The sequence below is a fragment of the Flagellimonas abyssi genome (assembly GCF_019457905.1).
Taxonomy (GTDB): domain Bacteria; phylum Bacteroidota; class Bacteroidia; order Flavobacteriales; family Flavobacteriaceae; genus Flagellimonas; species Flagellimonas abyssi.
Genome location: NZ_JAHZSV010000012.1, coordinates 72799 through 90798 on the forward strand (window position 1 = coordinate 72799; position 18000 = coordinate 90798).

The window sequence follows — 18000 nt, forward strand, 5'->3', positions numbered from 1 at the left end:
TTTTTGGGTATATTTGAATTTTACAAACGTATGGACGTAGCTTTTACCCTTAAAGATTTCTACGGAAAACTTGGCCTGCCCATTCCAGATAACATAGGAAAGGATATTGGACACTTTAATGTTTTTAATATTGCCGAATATCGTACGCGATTGAGCAAAGGTGAGATGCGTTATGATAGACGGGCCTATTTTAAAATCAGCTTGATTAATGGAAAAAACAGAGCAGAATATGCGGATAAGGTTGTCGATATAGATAACAAGGCGCTATTGTTTGCATCTCCTAAAATCCCGTACAATTATGTTCCTCAAGATGATGAGCAGTCAGGATATTTTTGTGTGTTCACAGAAAGCTTTTTATCCAAGGACAAAAGTGGTATCATCTTGGAAACCCTACCCATTTTTCATCCTGGAGGCTATCCTATTCTCAATATTTCAGATGAAGATTATATCGAGTTGGAACAACTTTTTCAAAAAATCGACAAAGAGTTGTCCTCGGATTATCCCTTTAAGTTTGATTTAATTCGGGCTTACGTAATCGAACTGTTGCACATGGGGCAAAAGTTACATCCGGTTCAACCAAAGGAGGGCGGAAAAAATGCCGCTGTTAGAATCACGGATATGTTCGTGGAACTGTTGGAGCGCCAATTCCCCATTAATGCACCTGTCCAGCGATTGATGCTCAAAACTGCAAATGATTTTGCGGAACAACTTGCCGTCCACCCCAACCATCTTAACAAGGTGCTGAAAGAAACCACAGGAAATACAACTACGGAGATTATTCATTCAAGAATGGTGGAAGAGGCCAAATTGCTCCTCAATGGTAGTGATTGGAATATATCCGAAATTGCTTTTAGCCTGGGTTTTGAGGAAGTTGCCCATTTTTCAAATTTCTTTAAAAAGCATACAAACCGGTCACCATTAAAATTTAGGTCAACGGTCAAAATTTGATTTTTGCAAAAAACAGATTGATGCTTATAACCGTTCAGAGTGTATGCAACGCTAATTTTGTTTTCGAATTCAAAAATCAATTAACATGAGCAAAGCAAAAATAGCATTGGTTACAGGTGGAAGCCGCGGACTTGGAGAAAATATGGCCATCAACTTGGCCCAAAAAGGATTGAACATCCTATTGACTTACCGAAGTAATAAAGAAGAAGCGGACAAAACAGTGAGAGAAGTTGAAAAGCTTGGTCAAAAGGCCTATGCATTGCAATTGGATGTAGCAGAAAACAAAACTTTTAATGCCTTTGTGGATGAGGTCAAAAATGTGCTCGAATCCCATTTTGATGCTACAACATTGGATTATTTGGTCAATAATGCCGGTATCGGAATCAATTCACCCATTACCGAGACCACGGAACAGGATTTCGACACTTTGGTGAACATTCACTTTAAAGGCGCGTTCTTCCTCACGCAGAAACTTCTCCCTATCATGGCAGATGGTGGAGGCATAGTGAACATTTCAAGTGGATTGGCCCGCTTTTCGTTTCCAGGATATTCCGTTTATGGTTCAATGAAAGCAGCAATTGAAACCCTAACGCGATATCAGGCCAAAGAACTGGGTTCACGCCAAATAAGGTCCAATGTTGTCGCACCTGGTGCCATTGAAACTGATTTTGGTGGTGGAACCAACAAAAACGATGAAGATAAAAGAACCGCAATTGCTAATTTTACTGCTCTTGGAAGAGTGGGTATCCCAAGTGATATAGGTGGGGTAGTAGCATTTCTTTGCACTGACGATGCCAAATGGGTAAATGCCCAACGTATTGAAGTTTCTGGAGGAATGATGGTATAAGAACATAACAGAACATTGAAGAAAACGGGTTGAGCGATCAATCCGTTTTTTTATTGTTGTATTTCTAAAAATTCAAGGGCATTTTTTGCTTTTCGTTGACGAGTGCCGTTTCTTTGCAGTTCAGTTCATTAATAAATTGAAAGTGTTATCAAGAAAGGTGGAGGGATTGGACCCTGCGAAGCCTTAGCAACCCTCGACCTCGAGAAGGTGCTACATTCTACCCCTTGTCCTGAAGCAGTATCGGGAAGGTACGGAGCATAATCCTGCCAAAGGGGAAGGATAACGTATAGAATACTTCGCAGTATCTTCCAAACATTTCTTGATATCATTACATCCTTTTTTGAAGGGAAATTGTACTATGGAAAATATTGAAGACATATTGAAGAAACGGATTTTGGTGCTGGATGGAGCCATGGGTACCATGTTGCAGCGCTATAAATTCCAAGAAGCGCATTTCAGGGGAGAGCGATTCAAAGATTGGCCAAGTGACCTGCAAGGAAACAACGATTTGTTGTCCTTGACACAGCCAGAAGCTGTTAAGAAAATCCATCGAAAATTTTTGGAGGCAGGGGCCGATATTATTGAAACCAATACATTTTCGGGTACCACCATTGCCATGGCAGACTATGACATGGAAGAATTGGTATACGAACTGAATTACGAATCCGCCAAGATTGCAAAGCAAGTGGCCGAAGAATTCACGAAAAAGAACCCAAGCAAACCAAGGTTTGTGGCGGGAAGCATTGGTCCTACCAATAAAACCGCCAGTATGTCTCCAGATGTGAACGATCCTGGATTTAGGGCCATTTCTTTTGATGAACTCCGTATCGCATATAAACAACAGATTGAGGCCCTGCTCGATGGTGGAGCTGATATTTTATTGGTAGAGACCATTTTTGATACGCTGAACGCCAAAGCCGCACTTTTCGCCATTGAAGAAGTGAAAGATGAGCGTAACATCGAAGTCCCCGTAATGGTCAGCGGAACCATTACCGATGCTTCGGGAAGAACACTGTCGGGACAGACCGCCGAAGCGTTTTTGATTTCCATTTCCCATATCCCGATTTTATCCGTGGGATTCAACTGTGCATTGGGTGCCAAGCAATTGGTTCCCCATTTGGAAGTAGTTTCGGCAAAATCAGAATTCGCCATTTCGGCCCACCCCAATGCGGGATTGCCCAATGCCTTTGGCGAGTATGACGAAACGCCAGCTCAAATGGCAGCACAGATCAAGGAATATGTGGAAAAAGGATTAGTAAATATCGTAGGCGGCTGTTGCGGAACCACTCCAGACCATATCAAGGCCATCGCCGATGTCGTTAAGGATTATCAACCAAGAAAACTTCTGACCACAGCATAGTTTAAGTTTATGGCAACAAAAAACGAACAACGATACTTAAAACTGAGTGGCCTCGAACCCTTGGTCGTTACCCCCGAAAGCAATTTCATCAATGTGGGGGAACGTACCAATGTGGCAGGTTCCAAACGGTTTTTAAGGCTTATAAAAGAAGAAAAGTTCGATGAGGCATTGGACATTGCCCGCGAACAAGTGGAGGGCGGGGCACAGATAATCGACATCAATATGGACGATGGACTGATCGATGGCAAGGAGGCCATGGTCAAGTTCTTGAATCTTATTGTTGCCGAACCGGATATTGCCAGGGTTCCTATTATGATCGATAGTTCCAAATGGGAAATTATTGAGGCAGGACTTCAAGTGGTGCAAGGAAAATGTGTTGTGAACTCCATCAGCCTAAAAGAAGGAAAGGAAGAGTTTGTGCGCCATGCCAAATTGATCAAACGATATGGTGCTGCCGTTATCGTCATGGCCTTCGACGAGGTGGGCCAAGCGGATACCTACGAACGTCGTATCGAAATCGCGAAACGTTCCTACGATATTTTGGTAGAGGAGGTGGACTTTTCACCAGAAGATATCATTTTTGACCTGAATATTTTTCCCGTCGCTACGGGAATGGACGAGCACAGGAACAACGCCATTGATTTTATCGAAGGAACGCGCTGGGTGCGCGAAAACCTCCCCTATTGTAGTGTAAGCGGCGGAGTGAGCAATGTTTCGTTCTCTTTTAGGGGAAACAATCCAGTCCGGGAAGCCATCAATTCGGCTTTTTTGTTTCACGCCATAAAAGCTGGAATGAATATGGGAATAGTGAACCCAACTATGTTGGAGGTTTACGATGATATCCCCAAAGATTTGTTGGAACATGTAGAAGACGTGTTGCTCAATAGGCGCGAAGATGCCACCGAACGTCTTTTGGAATTTGCCGAGACCGTGGTGGGCAAGGAAAGGGAAAGCAAGGTAGACCTCTCTTGGCGAGAGGAGCCACTCCAAGATCGTATAACACGGGCTTTGGTCAAAGGGATCGACCAATATATTATCGAAGATGTGGAAGAAGCCCGTCAAAGCGCCGCAAAACCCTTGGAAGTAATCGAGGGCAACCTAATGGCAGGCATGAATGTGGTTGGAGATTTGTTTGGTAGCGGGAAAATGTTCCTGCCACAAGTGGTAAAGTCCGCCCGAGTGATGAAAAAGGCCGTGGCCTATCTTACGCCGTTTATTGAAGCAGCAAAGGATGAAAAGTCCAAACCAGCTGGTAAAATATTAATGGCAACGGTAAAAGGGGATGTCCACGATATTGGAAAGAATATTGTAAGTGTTGTCCTGGCCTGCAACAATTATCAGATTGTGGATATGGGCGTGATGGTGCCACCAGAAAGAATCATCAACAAGGCCAAGAAAGAAAAAGTGGATATTATCGGTTTGAGCGGATTGATTACCCCTTCTTTGGATGAAATGGTGTTTTTGGCCAAGGAAATGGAGCGTCAAAACTTCGATGTCCCTCTGTTGATCGGTGGCGCCACTACCAGTAAGGCGCACACCGCGGTTAAAATAGATCCGCAATACAGTCAAGCGGTGGTACACGTGAACGATGCATCAAGGGCTGTGACCGTGGTAGGTGATTTGCTGCAAGATGATACTTCCGTCAAGTATAAAAAATCCATCAAACTGGATTACGAGAGTTTTAGGGAAAAGTTTTTGAAACGGGGCAAGCAAAAAGAGTATCTGACCTTGGAGCAGGCTCGTAAAAACAAACTTCAAATCGAATGGAATCCATCGGATATCAAAAAACCAAATCAGTTGGGCATCGAGGTATGGGAAGATTTTGATTTGACCCAATTGGAGGAGTTCATCGATTGGTCCCCATTCTTTAGAAGCTGGGACCTGCATGGCAAATACCCAAATATTTTGACGGATAATGTGGTAGGAGAGCAAGCAAAAGAACTTTTCAAGGATGCCAAAACACTTTTAAAGCAAGTTTTGGATGAAAAATTGTTGAAGGGCAAAGCTATTTTCGGATTGTTTCCTGCAAACCAAATTAATGAGGATGACATCGAGGTTGATAAGGATGGGGAGACCTTTATTTTTAGGACTCTTCGCCAGCAATTGAAGAAACGGGAAGGTGTGCCCAATATCGCATTGGCGGATTTTATAGCCCCAAAGGATTCCGGGATTCAGGATTATATGGGCTTCTTTTGTGTAAGCACAGGATTCGGGACGCAAGAATTGGCCGCTGAATTTGAGAAGAATCACGATGATTACAATTCTATCATGATCAAGGCTTTGGCGGACCGATTTGCGGAAGCTTTCGCTGAATATTTACATAAGGAAGTACGAACCAAATATTGGGGCTATGCCGTTGACGAGCACTTGGACAATGATGAATTGATCAAGGAAAAATATCAAGGTATCCGCCCAGCGCCCGGCTACCCGGCTTGTCCCGACCATTTGGAAAAGATTACCATTTGGGAAATGTTGGAGGTAGAGGAGAAAATAGGTGTAAAACTGACCGATAGTTTGGCCATGTGGCCTGCCGCAAGTGTAAGCGGGTACTATTTTGGACACCCAGAGGCCAAATATTTTGGCTTGGGAAAAATTGAGCAGGATCAAGTCCAGGATTTTGCTGACCGAAAAAATATAAATTTGGAGAAAGCTCAAAAGTGGCTGGCTCCCAATATAGTTGACCAATAGCGATGAAAATTACCGACCATATAAAAAAAGCAAACGGAGAGACTCTGTTCAGTTTTGAGATTGTGCCGCCCGTAAAAGGAAAGAGTATCCAGGAACTGTACAACAACATTGACCCTTTAATGGAGTTCAAGCCTCCGTTTATTGATGTGACCACTTCCCGTGAGGAGTACATCTATAAAGAAAAGGATGGATTGTTGGATAAAAAGCTGACACGAACCAGGCCCGGTACTTTGGGTATCTGTGCTTCGTTGAAACATAAATACGATGTGGATACCGTCCCCCATGTGCTTTGTGGAGGATTTACCAAAGAGGAGACAGAATACCTTCTGGTGGATTGCCAATATTTAGAGATTGAAAATGTTATGGCGCTCCGCGGTGATGCCCGTAAAGAAGAAAAATATTTTACCCCCACCAAAGGTGGACATCAATATGCTACCGAATTGGTAAAACAGATTCAGGATATTAATGATGGGAATTATCTGCACGATACCATCGAGTCGAGCGATTTGAGCAGTTTTTGTATTGGTGTGGCAGGCTATCCAGAAAAGCATATGGAGGCCCCGTCCTTGCAATCCGACCTAAAACGTTTGAAGCAAAAAGTGGACCTGGGCGCCGATTATGTGGTTACTCAAATGTTTTTCGATAATCAGAAATTCTTTGCATTTGTAAAAGCGGCCCGTGAGATGGGCATAGAAGTGCCGATAATACCTGGAATCAAACCCATTGCGGTGAAAAGGCATCTTCAATTGCTGCCCCATGTGTTCAGTATAGACCTTCCAGAAGACTTGATCAATGCTGTCGAGGCTTGTAAAGACAACAAGGAAGTGCGACAAGTAGGGGTGGAGTGGGCTATCCAGCAGTCCAAGGAATTAAGGGAGGCCGGTGTTCCAGTATTGCATTATTATTCTATGGGTAAATCAGATAATGTGAAGGCAATTGCCAAGGAACTTTTTTAATTTCCTACTTTAGTGCCCCATGAGGTACCTACTTAGCCTGTTATTGTTGTTGATTTCATTTTGCGGAATAGCGCAAACCGATGAGGTCCCCAAGAAATATGTGTTGGATGCAACCCAGTTTTATGGTTCCATTTTGCTGCACAATACAGATATTTCCCATTTGATCACCAATCATCCTGCTGGTGTTATTTTAGGGGTGAGTAGAAAAACGTACGGCCATAAGGAATGGGAAGCCGATTTTGGTTATCCCGATACGGGTTTCACTTTTGCTTATCAAAATACCAATAATGCTACCCTTGGGGAACATTTTGGGTTGTATGGTCATTATAACTTCTATCTTCTAAAAAGAAATGTACAGTTGCGGGTGGCACAGGGGTTGGCGTACAATACCAATCCATATGATAAGGAAGATAATTTTAGGAACAACGCCTACGGAAGCCATATTTTAAGCAGTACCCTATTGATGCTTAATTACCACAAAGAAAATATTGTGGCAGGATTGGGCGTGCATGCGGGTTTATCCTTTATTCATTATTCCAATGCCAATTTTAAGGCGCCCAATACATCCACCAATACGTTTGCCTTTAATCTAGGATTGAACTACACATTGGACAACGAAACTGAATATGAATATTTGAACCCGGAATCGACCGGAAAAATTAGCGAACCGATACGATATAATTTAGTGTTGCGAGGAGGTGCCAACGAAAGCGATGTCATCAACATGGGCCGATATGGCTTTGCCATTGTTTCTGCATATGCCGATAAAAGATTGGGCAAGCGCAGTGCCATTCAGTTGGGGACCGATGTGTTCTTTTCCAATTTTTTAAAGGAATTGATACGATATCAATCCATAGCATTTCCCGAATTGGACGTTGCTCCGGATACCGATTACAAGCGCGTGGGATTATTTTTGGGCCACGAACTTTTTGTGAACAAAATTAGCGTGGTGGCCCAATTGGGGTATTATGTGTATTACCCTTTTGATTTTGAGGGAAGAATGTACAATCGGATTGGGATGAAACGTTATTTTGGAGACAAGGTTTTTGGAGCACTCACCTTAAAATCACACGGTGCAAAGGCAGAGGCGGTCGAATTTGGAATAGGGGTAAGATTATGAAAAGGATACAGTACGAAATAGGAAAGATGAAGTGTCCCCTTGAGGGGTCTTTAGGGGTGTTTTTGATGCTGTTCAGCTTTCTGTTGATTTCCTGCAATGGCGACAACGTTCCAGATTGTTTTCAAAATGCGGGCGATATGGTAAGGCAGCCAGTGGATGTTGCCGAATTTAGTACCATAACTGTTTTTGAAAATCTAAATGTGGTGTTGAAGCAGGGTGAAGAACAACTAGTGGAAGTGGAAACAGGCGAATTTCTATTGAACGATGTTTCTGCGGTAGTGGAGGATAACCGTCTTGTGCTACGTAATGAAAACAGTTGCAACTTTGTTCGCGATTACGGTTTGACCACGGTATACATTACCTCGCCTAACATTACTGAAATCCGAAGCGGCACGGGATTGTTGATTTCCAGTGATGGAATATTGGAATATCCAAGTTTGAATTTGATAGCGGAAAGCTTCAATAATCCTGAGACGGAAACGACGGATGGTTCTTTTGATTTAAACCTGAATTCAACCACGTTAAGGATTGTGGTGAATGGGATAGCCTATTTCAAACTACGGGGCAGTACCGAAAACTTTAACGTAAGTATTGCGGCTGGTGATTCAAGAATTGAAGCTGAAGCAATGGTTTCAGAAAATGTGACGGTAAACCACAGAGGGTCCAACGATGTTTTTGTAAATCCGCAGCAACGATTGAGCGGGGTTGTTCGTGGGACGGGAAATGTGATCAGCGTAAATACCCCTCCCGAAGTGGATGTTGAAGAATTGTTCACGGGCAGATTGATTTTTCAGGACTGATTCACGCCCAAAACAATGACATTATTCCTCATCAACTTTAATATTTCTCCCTAATTTCGGGATTCAAATCTAATTTTGGTAAATCTTCTCGCACATATCAAAAATCTATTTTCTCCATTTCCCAATATCGAATCAATCGAGGGACTAATGGGATTGGAAAGGGCGGATGCACTTTTCCATAATCTTGTAGCGGAGAAGAAGGTGCCAGGTCTGGCCGTTACGGTATTGGACAGTGGTAAAAAAGTGCTTCAAAAAGGGTATGGTTTTGCTTATATTGATAAAAGAATCAAGGTCCATCCGAAGCATACGATTTTCCGAATCGCGAGTATTTCCAAATGCATCACAGGATTGGCCTTAGGCAAAATGGTTGAGGATGGTATCTTGGATTTGGATGAATCCTTCTACGCCTATGTGCCTTACTACCCTAAAAAGAAGTATGATTTCACGCTACGGCAATTGGCAGGTCACACTGCTGGCATTCGAGGGTACCGAGGTAAGGAATACGCCCTGAATAATGATTACTCCATCAAAGATGGAATAGAAGTTTTTAAAAATGATCCCTTGTTTTTTGAACCTGGCACAAGCTATCTCTATAATAGTTTTGATTTTGTATTGCTGTCCTTGGCCATGCAAGAAGCGAGCGGTATGCTATTCGAGGAATATGTAAAAGAAAATATTTTGATTCCGTTGGGATTGGAAAACACCTTTTCTCCAGATGAATTGAAAAATACCTCTAGCTCGGACACCTTCAAAACCCAATTCTACACTAAAAGGGCACTGTGTTTTACCGAAGCAGTTGAAGTAAACAATACCTACAAATTGGCGGGTGGAGGCTATTTGTCCACCTGCGATGATGTTGCCCAACTGGGGCAGGCGATTTTGGAACGACGATTACTGAAAAGCGAAACCTATGAGCAGTTGCTTGCTTCTGAAATTATAAATGGTAAACCTACATGCTACGGTCTTGGCTTTCAGGTGAGCCAAGATTCCAATGGAAGGGAATTTGTTGGGCATGTAGGTAACAGCGTGGGAGCGTACACCAATCTTTTTGCATATCCCGAACAGAAAAAAGTGGTAGCCATCCTAACTAATTGCACGGACCCCAAAGAACAGTCTGCTTTGGATGAGGCAATCGATGCTATTATTGAGGAGGTAGTCTAAATTTTACCTCCCATCTGCTCTTCAATCTCCTCCGCATACTTTTTACAAAGGTCAAAAGTTTCGGTTACATCTTTCATAGTCGTTCTTGGGTTGATAAGGCACATTCGGAGAACAATCTGCCCGTTTAAAATAGTGGTGACGAGCATGGCTTTTCGCGAATCCATTACCTTTCCAGAAATGTACTGGTTGATTTTGTCCAATTCCTTTTCAGAGTATTTTTTGTTAATGGGGTTGTACCTAAAATTAATGACCGCCAAAGTGGCTGGGAACACTACTTCCCAAATTTTACTGCCTCTTAGCATCGTTTCCACTTCTTCTGCAAGGTCGATATTATACGTGATGGCATCTCGGAACTCCTTTAAACCAAAAGTTTTTAGGGACATATAAAACTTCAATGCCCGAAACCTTCGGGTCAACTGAATGCCATGATCATAAAAATTGATTTCAGAAGTATTACCTTCGATATCTCTTAAATATTCTGGTTTTTCGGTAAAAGTGTTGCTTAGGTTTTTATGGTTTCGCACCAAGAGACACCCCATTTCGTACGGTTGAAAAAACCATTTGTGCGGGTCAACTGTAAGGGAATCGGCTTTTTCAATGCCTTTCATGGCTTGCTTTCCCTTTTGGGACAAGATGGCCGCTCCACCGTAGGCACCATCAATATGGAACCAGATATCTTCTTTTTTGCAAATTTTGCCCAGTTCCACCAATGGGTCAACCGTGCCTGTATTGGTTGTTCCCGCGGTAGCAATCAAACAGAAGGGATAAAGACCTTCCAATCGGTCTTTGGCAATACAGTTCTTCAATTTGTTTACGGAAAACTTGAGTTCGCTGTCCGTAGGAATAATTCTGATTTGTTCTTTTTTAAAGCCCAATACTCGAATGGCCTTGATATTGGAAGAATGCGCTTGATCAGATAGATAGATTACAGTCTTGGAAAAATCGTCCCCGCATTTTACTCTTCTTGCAGTGACTACGGCGGTAAGGTTGGCCATAGATCCTCCACTGGTAAAAATGCCCCCTCCTTTTTTCTTGGGAAAGCCGAAAATTTTCAACAACCACTGTATGGTTACAATTTCGAGTTCTGCAGCGGCTGGACTTGCTGCCCATCCACCAGAAAAGATGTTGTAACCCGTGGCCAAAGCATCGGCCATAACACTTACGTAATTACTGGGGCCCGGAACAAATGAAAACGACCTTGGGTGGGCCATATTGGCGCTATTGGTCATTACCTTGTCCAAAACAAAATCGAGCACATGAGTCGGGTCGGAACCTTGTTCAGGGGCTTCTTCCAAGAACAAAGAGTCCATTTCCTCCCTTGAACCGAGCGCTACGGGCAATTTTTCGTGTTGGGTGGCATGGTGTTCTACAATGGCATCAATAATTTGATAGCCATAGCTTTTCATTTCTTCTTTGGAGAGTTCCAATCTGGCGCTGTTCTTCTTCATAGGTCCGATTTCTTCTGAACCGCAAAAGTACCATTTTTGGAGCCGTTTTCCACGTCATTTTAAGAGTAGTTCCTCTGTTTGGATAAATGGAAAGTTAGGAGGTAAGCTCGGTAAAAAGGCTTTCTAGGTTTTTGTTCTTTCTACTTAGTTGAAGCGTCTTTAGTTTGTTATCGTGGGCAAAATCAAAAACGGCCGGCCGCATGTCCTTAGAGGTGCCAAAAGTGATTTCATACACAAACCCACCTGTATTTTTCACTTTGGCGACATTCGGCATTTGCTGTAATAATTGCTCTTCTACACGATAATCGAATTCCACTTCGATGATTTGTTCCTCAGCTTCACGGAGTTCCTCTAGTTTTTTGTCGGCCACCAATTCTCCTTTGTTGATAATGATTACCCTGTCACAAACCGCCTCGACTTCCTTCATAATATGGGTAGAAAGTAGAATGGTCTTTTCTTTTCCTATTTCGCGAATCAGTTTTCTAATTTCAATCAACTGGTTGGGGTCGAGTCCCGTGGTGGGCTCATCCAGAATCAAAACTTCTGGGTCGTGCAGCAACGCAGCCGCTAGCCCAACACGCTGACGGTATCCTTTGGATAACTGCCCGATTTTTTTGTGGCATTCGGGAGACAATCCTGTTTGTTCGATTACCTCATTGATTTTGAACTTGTCCACTTTATATACATCGGCATTAAAGGCCAAGTATTCCTTTACATACATCTCCAAATACAGTGGATTGTGCTCTGGAAGGTAGCCGATGCTTTTCTGAACATCCTTTTCAGCTTGCAAAACATCGAACCCGTTTACGTTTGCTTCTCCCTCATCTGCCTTGTAATAAGTGGTCAAAATCCGCATCATGGTAGATTTTCCAGCGCCGTTGGGCCCTAAAAAACCGACCACCTCCCCTTTGTTGATGGTAAAGGAAACATTGTTCAATGCCTTCTGGGAGCCAAAGTTCTTTGTGATGTTCTGTACAGTGATGGACATTCAAAATGGATTTGATCATTCCAAAAATACACTTTTACTCGTTCTAATCCTTGGTTTCAAAAAACAAGAATTTTGTAAAATGATTCTTTTAGGAAATCTCCCAACGGCAAGAATTCTTAAAAAAGCATCGTTTCTATAAAATTATATGCAGTGAAAATGTCTTTTTTGAAAAAAATCAAAAAAAATTTGGGAATGTCTGTGTGTTTCCAATCGAATACCTAAATTAGCCGACAATTAACAACGAGATGACAAACGCGTATTTCTGGAACCGTTTTTATTTTTACTTCTTTTTTGGGAGAGAAGCGGGACTATTATAGATACGTTTAAAGTATAACCAATATATAAAGTCCCGATACATCGGGACTTTTTTTTTGCAATGGAATTAAAAATTGCCATACAAGGAATAAAAGGTTCGAACCATCACCAGGTTGCCAAAGATTTTTTTGGAGAGAACATTGAATTGCTCGAGTGCAGCTCTTTTGATGCCGTAATCGACAGTTTGATCATAGGTGCTGCCGATAAAGGAATCATGGCCATCGAAAACTCTATCGCTGGTTCCATTATTCCGAATTACAATTTGGTCTACCATAACAATATTCATGTAATCGGTGAACATTACTTGAACATTCACCACAATCTTATGGTATTGAAAGGAAGAACTTTTGATGATATCCAAGAGGTACATTCGCACCCAATGGCGCTGTTGCAGTGCAAGGAGTTCTTTAAAGCTCATCCGCAGATCAAGTTAGTGGAAAGCGTGGATACTGCCGAAACCGCGAAACGGATTCAGGAAGAAGAACTTGAGCATATTGCCGCGATTGCGCCTAAAATGGCGGCCGAACTATACAATCTAGAAATAATCGCGGACAACATTCAAACCATTGTGAACAATTCCACAAGGTTTATCATTCTAAAAAAACAGAACAAAGTACTGCCGGAAGAAGAAATCAACAAGGCATCAATACGATTTATTACCGATCACAAAAGAGGGAGTTTGGCCACGGTGTTGAACGTAATGAGCGATTGCAATATGAACCTTACCAAGATTCAGTCCTTACCGGTAATCGAGACACCTTGGAAGTATGCTTTTTTTGTGGATGTGACTTTTGATAAATACAAGCACTTTGCCAAAACCAAATCTTTGATGCAGATCATGGCGGAGGATTTTAAGGTTTTGGGAGAGTATAAAAATGCATTGTTGTAATGAAGACAGCAGATAGGTTAAATACCGTACAAGAGTATTACTTCTCCAAAAAATTAAGAGAGGTCAGGGGATTAATGGCCGAGGGCAGGCCCATTATCAATATGGGAATCGGAAGCCCGGATTTGTCCCCATCACCACAGGTATTGGAAACCCTTAGGGATTCCATTGTCGAGGCTGGGGCACATCAATACCAGAGCTACCAAGGATTGCCACAGCTGCGGGAGGCGATTTCGGATTTCTATCAGCAGAAATTTGGGGTAAGCGTAGACGCATCAACGGAGATTCTGCCATTAATGGGTTCCAAAGAAGGAATCATGCACATCAGCATGGCTTTTTTAAATGAAGGTGATGAGGTATTGCTGCCCAATCCCGGATATCCTACCTACGCATCCGTGACCAATTTAGTGGGAGGAAAAGCTGTTACCTACGATTTGAAGGCTGAAAATGGTTGGTTTCCAGATTTAGAGGAATTATCCCAAAAGGATTTATCGAAGGTGAAGCTAATGTGGGTGAGCTACCCGCATATGCCAACCGGAGCTACTGCTTCCTTGGAACAGCTCAAGTTATTGGTGGATTTTGCCAAGAAGAACGATATCCTTTTGGTAAACGACAACCCGTACAGTTTTGTCCTGTCGAATAATCCGACCAGCATACTTTCAATCGAGGGAGCGAAGGAATGCACCTTGGAATTGAACAGTTTAAGCAAGACATTCAACATGGCGGGGTGGCGTGTGGGGATGGTGCTTGGTAGTGCAGAACATATCAACGCAGTATTGAAAGTAAAGAGCAATATGGATTCCGGAATGTTCTACGGTATTCAAAAGGGTGCCATTGCCGCTTTGCAAAGTGGCCCCGAATGGTTCGAGGAACTAGATAAGGTGTATACCAAGCGACGTGAACTGATGTTCCAATTGGCTGATAAATTAGGTTGTACGTACGATAGAAATGCCGTTGGCATGTTTGTTTGGTGCAAACTACCGGAAGGTGCCAAGGGTTCAGAAGAATTTATAGATGAAGTGTTGCACGATAAAGATATTTTTATTGCCCCCGGAACCATATTCGGGAGCAATGGCGAAGGCTATATTCGTTTTTCACTTTGCGTGAGCGAAGAAAAAATCAAGGAAGCCATAGAAAGATTTTAGATTATGAAAGTAGTTATCATAGGTGTTGGATTGATTGGCGGTTCTTTTGCCAAGGATGTAAAAAAACTACATCCGGAAGCGGAAATCATTGGGATGGACAAAAGTGATGCTCATTTGGACGAGGCACTTCAACTTCAAATCATAGATAAAAAGGGCGACTACCAAGATTTGTCAACGGCCGATTTGGTCTATGTGAGCATCCCTGTGAATGTTTTGGTCACCGAACTGCCTAGAATTTTGGACGCTGCTGGGGATGAAACTGTAGTAATGGATGCAGGCTCCACCAAGCGCCTGATCTGTGAGCAAGTTGCCGACCACCCAAAACGAAGGAACTTTATGGCATGTCACCCCATTGCAGGTACCGAGTTTTCTGGTCCGACCGCGGCTTTGGAAGGGTTATATAGTGGCAAGACGATGATTATTTGCGAGGTCGAAAAAACAGCTTTTAAGCTTCAGGAACCAGCATTGGCCATTTTTCAGGAAATCGGTATGCGAATTCGGTACATGAACCCCGAAGCCCATGACAAACACATTGCCTACGTCTCTCATTTATCACACATTAGCTCTTTTATGTTGGGAAAGACAGTTATTGAGAAAGAGAAAAATGAGCGTGATATTTTTGACATGGCGGGAAGTGGTTTTGAGAGCACCGTTCGTTTGGCGAAAAGCTCTCCGGATATGTGGACGCCGATTTTTGAGCAGAACAAGGACAATGTTGTGGAAACGTTGGAAGAGTACATCGAGAACCTCACGAGGTTCAAGCAACTGATCGTGGACAACGATTTCGAAAATGTCCATCAAGAAATGAGTAATACCAATAAAATAAAACAAATACTAAAAGGAATACCACTTACTAAAAAATAGAGAGTATTATGGAAAACAAAAAGGAAATGAGGAAATGGTTGGATGACATGAATTTGGGTCATCCCTTGGTAATTGCAGGTCCATGTAGTGCCGAAACCGAAGATCAAGTGCTGAAGATTGCACATGAACTTAAAGATACCGATGTGAATTACTATCGTGCCGGAATCTGGAAACCAAGAACTCGTCCTGGAAACTTTGAGGGAGTTGGAGCCATTGGATTAAAGTGGTTGCAAAAAGTCAAGGAAGAAACAGGTTTGAAAACCGCGACCGAAGTGGCCAATAGAGCACACGTAGATTTGGCGTTGGAGTATGATGTAGATCTATTGTGGATCGGGGCACGTTCCACCGTAAGCCCGTTCATCATCCAAGAAATTGCAGATGCTTTGGAAGGGACCGATAAAATTGTGTTGGTGAAAAACCCGGTAAACCCAGACCTTTCATTATGGTTGGGTGCTGTTGAGCGTTTGTACTCTGCCAATATTGAGAAATTGGGTGTGATCCATAGAGGTTTCTCCACCTATGAAAAAACGAAGTACAGAAACATTCCAGAATGGCAATTGGCCATTGAGTTACAAACCAAGTTTCCTGATTTGCCTATCATAAATGATCCTAGCCACATTACTGGTAAGCGTGATATGATTTTTGATGTATCGCAAACTGCATTGGACTTGAACTTTGATGGTTTAATGATCGAAACACATTACGACCCGGACAATGCTTGGAGTGATGCTGCACAGCAAGTAACCCCAAAAACATTGGTTCAGATTATGAAAGATCTTCGAATTAGAAAGGAAACCGATGAGGAGGCTGAATATAACAGCAAGTTGACCAACCTCAGGGCTCAAATCGATGTGTTGGATAATCAATTGATTGATTTGCTAGGAAAACGAATGAAGGTGTCCGATGGTATCGGTGAATTGAAAAAACAAAAGAACGTTGCCGTACTTCAGAGTAACCGATGGAACGCCATTTTGGGCAACATGATCTTGGAAGGAGAGCAAAGAGGCTTGAGCGAGGAATTTATCCTGAAAATGTTCAAGGCCATCCACCAGGAATCCATTAACCACCAAGAAAAGATAATCAACGCGTAACAAGATTTTTTAAGCTGGTATTTCTAAAGCCGCCCTTGGTCAAAATTATTTTGGCACCAATGGCGGTTTTTTTGCTTTAAACTGTAACGATCAAGAAAAAGGGTCATCTTTCAAAAGTAAAAACACTCTATCATGAAAAAAATATACACACTGAGCCTTCTATTGTTGCCCTTGTTCATGTTTTCACAACGAATCATTGATACGGAAGTGGGGGAATTCAACAAAATCAAGGTTTTTGATTTGATCGAGGTCAATTTGATTCAATCTGATGAGAACAGGATTATGATCAAAGGCTGGAATGTTGACGATATCCAATGGGTCAACAAAAACGGGGTCTTGAAACTGAGAATGCAATTGGACAAAAAGTTTCAGGGCGAGGATACTATGATCGAGGTCTATTATACCAATCTCGATGTTATAGATGGTAACGAAGGCGCACAAATTACTTGTAACGAGATGGTGCAAAAAAGTAAGATTGAGTTGAGGGCCCAAGAGGGCGCTATGATCCGCATAGGTATGGATGTTGATTATGCCGAGGTGCGTGCGGTTACTGGTGGAATTGTAAAAGCTTCGGGACTGGCCAAAAACCAGAGTGTTGTATTGAACACGGGCGGAATTTTTGAAGGTCGTGAACTTAGGACCACTACTACCGATGTTAAAATTTCAGCTGGTGGCGAAGCCGATGTGTTTGCTTCGGAAATGGTAGATATCAATGTAAAGGCCGGGGGTGATGTTTATGTATATGGAAACCCAGAAACGGTCCATAAAAAAACCTTTGTAGGCGGAAGAGTCTATATTAAGGATTAATGAAACTTGTTGCCAATAAAATGCCCTCCAATTTTGGAAGGCATTTTTCTTTTCGGCAATCGCCCATATTTATTTTTTGAAGATGTATCGGGTAATAAAAATACCCTGGCCGTCACCTTTTCCACCTTCGCTTTCCACACCACTCACCACAAAGGCCAGTTCCCATCCGTTGGAAACCATGTCGTTGATCATGGAAGTGATCATGGCGTCGTTGGCCGCAATGTTCTGGAAACGAATACCGCCAATGTTGTAAAAGTTCAAAAGTTTGGTTTCTTCAAAATTCTTCACTCGGATTTCGCTCCTGTCAGATTTGTTCCTTGAGTTGTCATCCTCGGTCTGGACACTCGTAAATTCTTTATAATCTTTCTCTTCCAGTGCATTAATAATCCTGGATCGTCCCAATCCGTTGGGTACAATGGACTCCACACTTGTAATTACATGGTACTGTTGCGCACTCATGGTAAATGTAGCTGCAAAAAGCACTACTGCAGCCAAAACGATTTTTTTCATAATAGATTAAGTTAATGATTGTTAAAACTGTTAACAAAGATATAGGACGATAAAGAAGGATTGTTG

Annotated in this window: 16 protein-coding genes and 1 riboswitch; of the genes, 13 read left to right on the forward strand and 3 right to left on the reverse strand. The window is 42.4% G+C overall.

Features of this window, described 5'->3' with window-relative positions; translation table 11 throughout:
• The first annotated feature begins 30 nt into the window (after positions 1-30).
• The 8 genes from K1F36_RS09835 to K1F36_RS09870 all read left to right on the forward strand — a co-directional run bounded on the left by K1F36_RS09835 (position 31) and on the right by K1F36_RS09870 (position 9880).
• Positions 31-948, forward strand: a complete 918-nt coding sequence (locus K1F36_RS09835) for a helix-turn-helix domain-containing protein (RefSeq protein WP_220113660.1) — start codon at positions 31-33, stop codon at positions 946-948.
• An 85-nt stretch (positions 949-1033) separates the two neighbouring features.
• Entirely contained in the window at positions 1034-1795 is a 762-nt protein-coding gene (locus K1F36_RS09840; protein WP_220113661.1) for an SDR family NAD(P)-dependent oxidoreductase, read from the forward strand.
• 142 nt (positions 1796-1937) lie between these two features.
• A riboswitch (SAM riboswitch) is annotated at positions 1938-2059 on the forward strand.
• 94 nt (positions 2060-2153) lie between these two features.
• A complete protein-coding gene (locus K1F36_RS09845) occupies positions 2154-3155 on the forward strand; it encodes a homocysteine S-methyltransferase family protein (protein WP_220113662.1) in 1002 nt (333 codons plus the stop codon).
• 9 nt (positions 3156-3164) lie between these two features.
• Positions 3165-5843 carry a methionine synthase gene (gene metH, locus K1F36_RS09850; protein WP_220113663.1) on the forward strand — a complete coding sequence of 893 codons (2679 nt, stop codon included), beginning with the start codon at positions 3165-3167 and terminating at the stop codon, positions 5841-5843.
• A gap of 2 nt (positions 5844-5845) precedes the next feature.
• Positions 5846-6799 carry a methylenetetrahydrofolate reductase [NAD(P)H] gene (metF, locus tag K1F36_RS09855; protein ID WP_220113664.1) on the forward strand — a complete coding sequence of 318 codons (954 nt, stop codon included), beginning with the start codon at positions 5846-5848 and terminating at the stop codon, positions 6797-6799.
• A gap of 19 nt (positions 6800-6818) precedes the next feature.
• A complete protein-coding gene (locus tag K1F36_RS09860) occupies positions 6819-7919 on the forward strand; it encodes an acyloxyacyl hydrolase (RefSeq protein WP_220113665.1) in 1101 nt (366 codons plus the stop codon).
• Positions 7920-7945: 26 nt separating this feature from the next.
• Positions 7946-8719 (forward strand): head GIN domain-containing protein, encoded by a 774-nt coding sequence (locus tag K1F36_RS09865; RefSeq protein ID WP_258539011.1) that lies wholly within the window; start codon positions 7946-7948, stop codon positions 8717-8719.
• A 147-nt stretch (positions 8720-8866) separates the two neighbouring features.
• Positions 8867-9880, forward strand: coding sequence for a serine hydrolase domain-containing protein (locus K1F36_RS09870; protein ID WP_258539012.1), 1014 nt, complete (start codon positions 8867-8869; stop codon positions 9878-9880).
• On the opposite strand, the gene K1F36_RS09875 is transcribed toward K1F36_RS09870, so the two are convergent.
• Together K1F36_RS09875 and gldA are read right to left on the reverse strand one after the other, a co-directional pair.
• Positions 9877-11328 (reverse strand): pyridoxal phosphate-dependent decarboxylase family protein, encoded by a 1452-nt coding sequence (locus K1F36_RS09875; RefSeq protein WP_220113668.1) that lies wholly within the window; start codon positions 11326-11328, stop codon positions 9877-9879. The genes K1F36_RS09870 and K1F36_RS09875 overlap by 4 nt on opposite strands.
• A 94-nt stretch (positions 11329-11422) precedes the next feature.
• Complete coding sequence (gene gldA / locus K1F36_RS09880; RefSeq protein WP_220113669.1) at positions 11423-12316, reverse strand: gliding motility-associated ABC transporter ATP-binding subunit GldA; 894 nt, start codon at positions 12314-12316, stop codon at positions 11423-11425.
• A 376-nt stretch (positions 12317-12692) separates the two neighbouring features.
• On the opposite strand from gldA, the gene K1F36_RS09885 reads away from it, so the two are divergent.
• The 5 genes from K1F36_RS09885 (at position 12693) to K1F36_RS09905 (ending at position 17424) form a co-directional block, all read left to right on the forward strand.
• Positions 12693-13520, forward strand: a complete 828-nt coding sequence (locus K1F36_RS09885; protein WP_220113670.1) for a prephenate dehydratase — start codon at positions 12693-12695, stop codon at positions 13518-13520.
• Positions 13520-14662, forward strand: a complete 1143-nt coding sequence (locus tag K1F36_RS09890) for a pyridoxal phosphate-dependent aminotransferase (protein ID WP_220113671.1) — start codon at positions 13520-13522, stop codon at positions 14660-14662. The genes K1F36_RS09885 and K1F36_RS09890 overlap by 1 nt, the downstream gene beginning before the upstream one ends.
• Before the next feature lie 3 nt (positions 14663-14665).
• The gene (locus tag K1F36_RS09895) at positions 14666-15526 is read left to right on the forward strand and encodes a prephenate dehydrogenase (protein WP_220113672.1); all 861 of its coding nucleotides are present in this window, start codon (positions 14666-14668) and stop codon (positions 15524-15526) included.
• A gap of 8 nt (positions 15527-15534) precedes the next feature.
• On the forward strand, positions 15535-16617 hold the full coding sequence (locus K1F36_RS09900) for a bifunctional 3-deoxy-7-phosphoheptulonate synthase/chorismate mutase type II (protein ID WP_220113673.1): 1083 nt from the start codon (positions 15535-15537) through the stop codon (positions 16615-16617).
• 132 nt (positions 16618-16749) lie between these two features.
• Positions 16750-17424 (forward strand): head GIN domain-containing protein, encoded by a 675-nt coding sequence (locus K1F36_RS09905; RefSeq protein WP_220113674.1) that lies wholly within the window; start codon positions 16750-16752, stop codon positions 17422-17424.
• Between the two features lie 69 nt (positions 17425-17493).
• On the opposite strand, the gene K1F36_RS09910 is transcribed toward K1F36_RS09905, so the two are convergent.
• Positions 17494-17934: a hypothetical protein gene (locus tag K1F36_RS09910; protein WP_176621236.1), complete on the reverse strand. Its 441-nt coding sequence runs from the start codon at positions 17932-17934 to the stop codon at positions 17494-17496.
• Positions 17935-18000: the final 66 nt, after the last annotated feature.

What these genes read in the sequence shown, in the direction of transcription:
- K1F36_RS09835 (WP_220113660.1), top strand. Translation starts at nt 31, where the DNA reads ATGGACGTAGCTTTTACCCTTAAAGATTTCTACGGAAAACTTGGCCTG.
- K1F36_RS09840 (WP_220113661.1), top strand. Translation starts at nt 1,034, where the DNA reads ATGAGCAAAGCAAAAATAGCATTGGTTACAGGTGGAAGCCGCGGACTT.
- K1F36_RS09845 (WP_220113662.1), top strand. Translation starts at nt 2,154, where the DNA reads ATGGAAAATATTGAAGACATATTGAAGAAACGGATTTTGGTGCTGGAT.
- metH (WP_220113663.1), top strand. Translation starts at nt 3,165, where the DNA reads ATGGCAACAAAAAACGAACAACGATACTTAAAACTGAGTGGCCTCGAA.
- metF (WP_220113664.1), top strand. Translation starts at nt 5,846, where the DNA reads ATGAAAATTACCGACCATATAAAAAAAGCAAACGGAGAGACTCTGTTC.
- K1F36_RS09860 (WP_220113665.1), top strand. Translation starts at nt 6,819, where the DNA reads ATGAGGTACCTACTTAGCCTGTTATTGTTGTTGATTTCATTTTGCGGA.
- K1F36_RS09865 (WP_258539011.1), top strand. Translation starts at nt 7,946, where the DNA reads ATGAAGTGTCCCCTTGAGGGGTCTTTAGGGGTGTTTTTGATGCTGTTC.
- K1F36_RS09870 (WP_258539012.1), top strand. Translation starts at nt 8,867, where the DNA reads ATGGGATTGGAAAGGGCGGATGCACTTTTCCATAATCTTGTAGCGGAG.
- K1F36_RS09875 (WP_220113668.1), bottom strand. Translation starts at nt 11,328, where the DNA reads ATGAAGAAGAACAGCGCCAGATTGGAACTCTCCAAAGAAGAAATGAAA.
- gldA (WP_220113669.1), bottom strand. Translation starts at nt 12,316, where the DNA reads ATGTCCATCACTGTACAGAACATCACAAAGAACTTTGGCTCCCAGAAG.
- K1F36_RS09885 (WP_220113670.1), top strand. Translation starts at nt 12,693, where the DNA reads ATGGAATTAAAAATTGCCATACAAGGAATAAAAGGTTCGAACCATCAC.
- K1F36_RS09890 (WP_220113671.1), top strand. Translation starts at nt 13,520, where the DNA reads ATGAAGACAGCAGATAGGTTAAATACCGTACAAGAGTATTACTTCTCC.
- K1F36_RS09895 (WP_220113672.1), top strand. Translation starts at nt 14,666, where the DNA reads ATGAAAGTAGTTATCATAGGTGTTGGATTGATTGGCGGTTCTTTTGCC.
- K1F36_RS09900 (WP_220113673.1), top strand. Translation starts at nt 15,535, where the DNA reads ATGGAAAACAAAAAGGAAATGAGGAAATGGTTGGATGACATGAATTTG.
- K1F36_RS09905 (WP_220113674.1), top strand. Translation starts at nt 16,750, where the DNA reads ATGAAAAAAATATACACACTGAGCCTTCTATTGTTGCCCTTGTTCATG.
- K1F36_RS09910 (WP_176621236.1), bottom strand. Translation starts at nt 17,934, where the DNA reads ATGAAAAAAATCGTTTTGGCTGCAGTAGTGCTTTTTGCAGCTACATTT.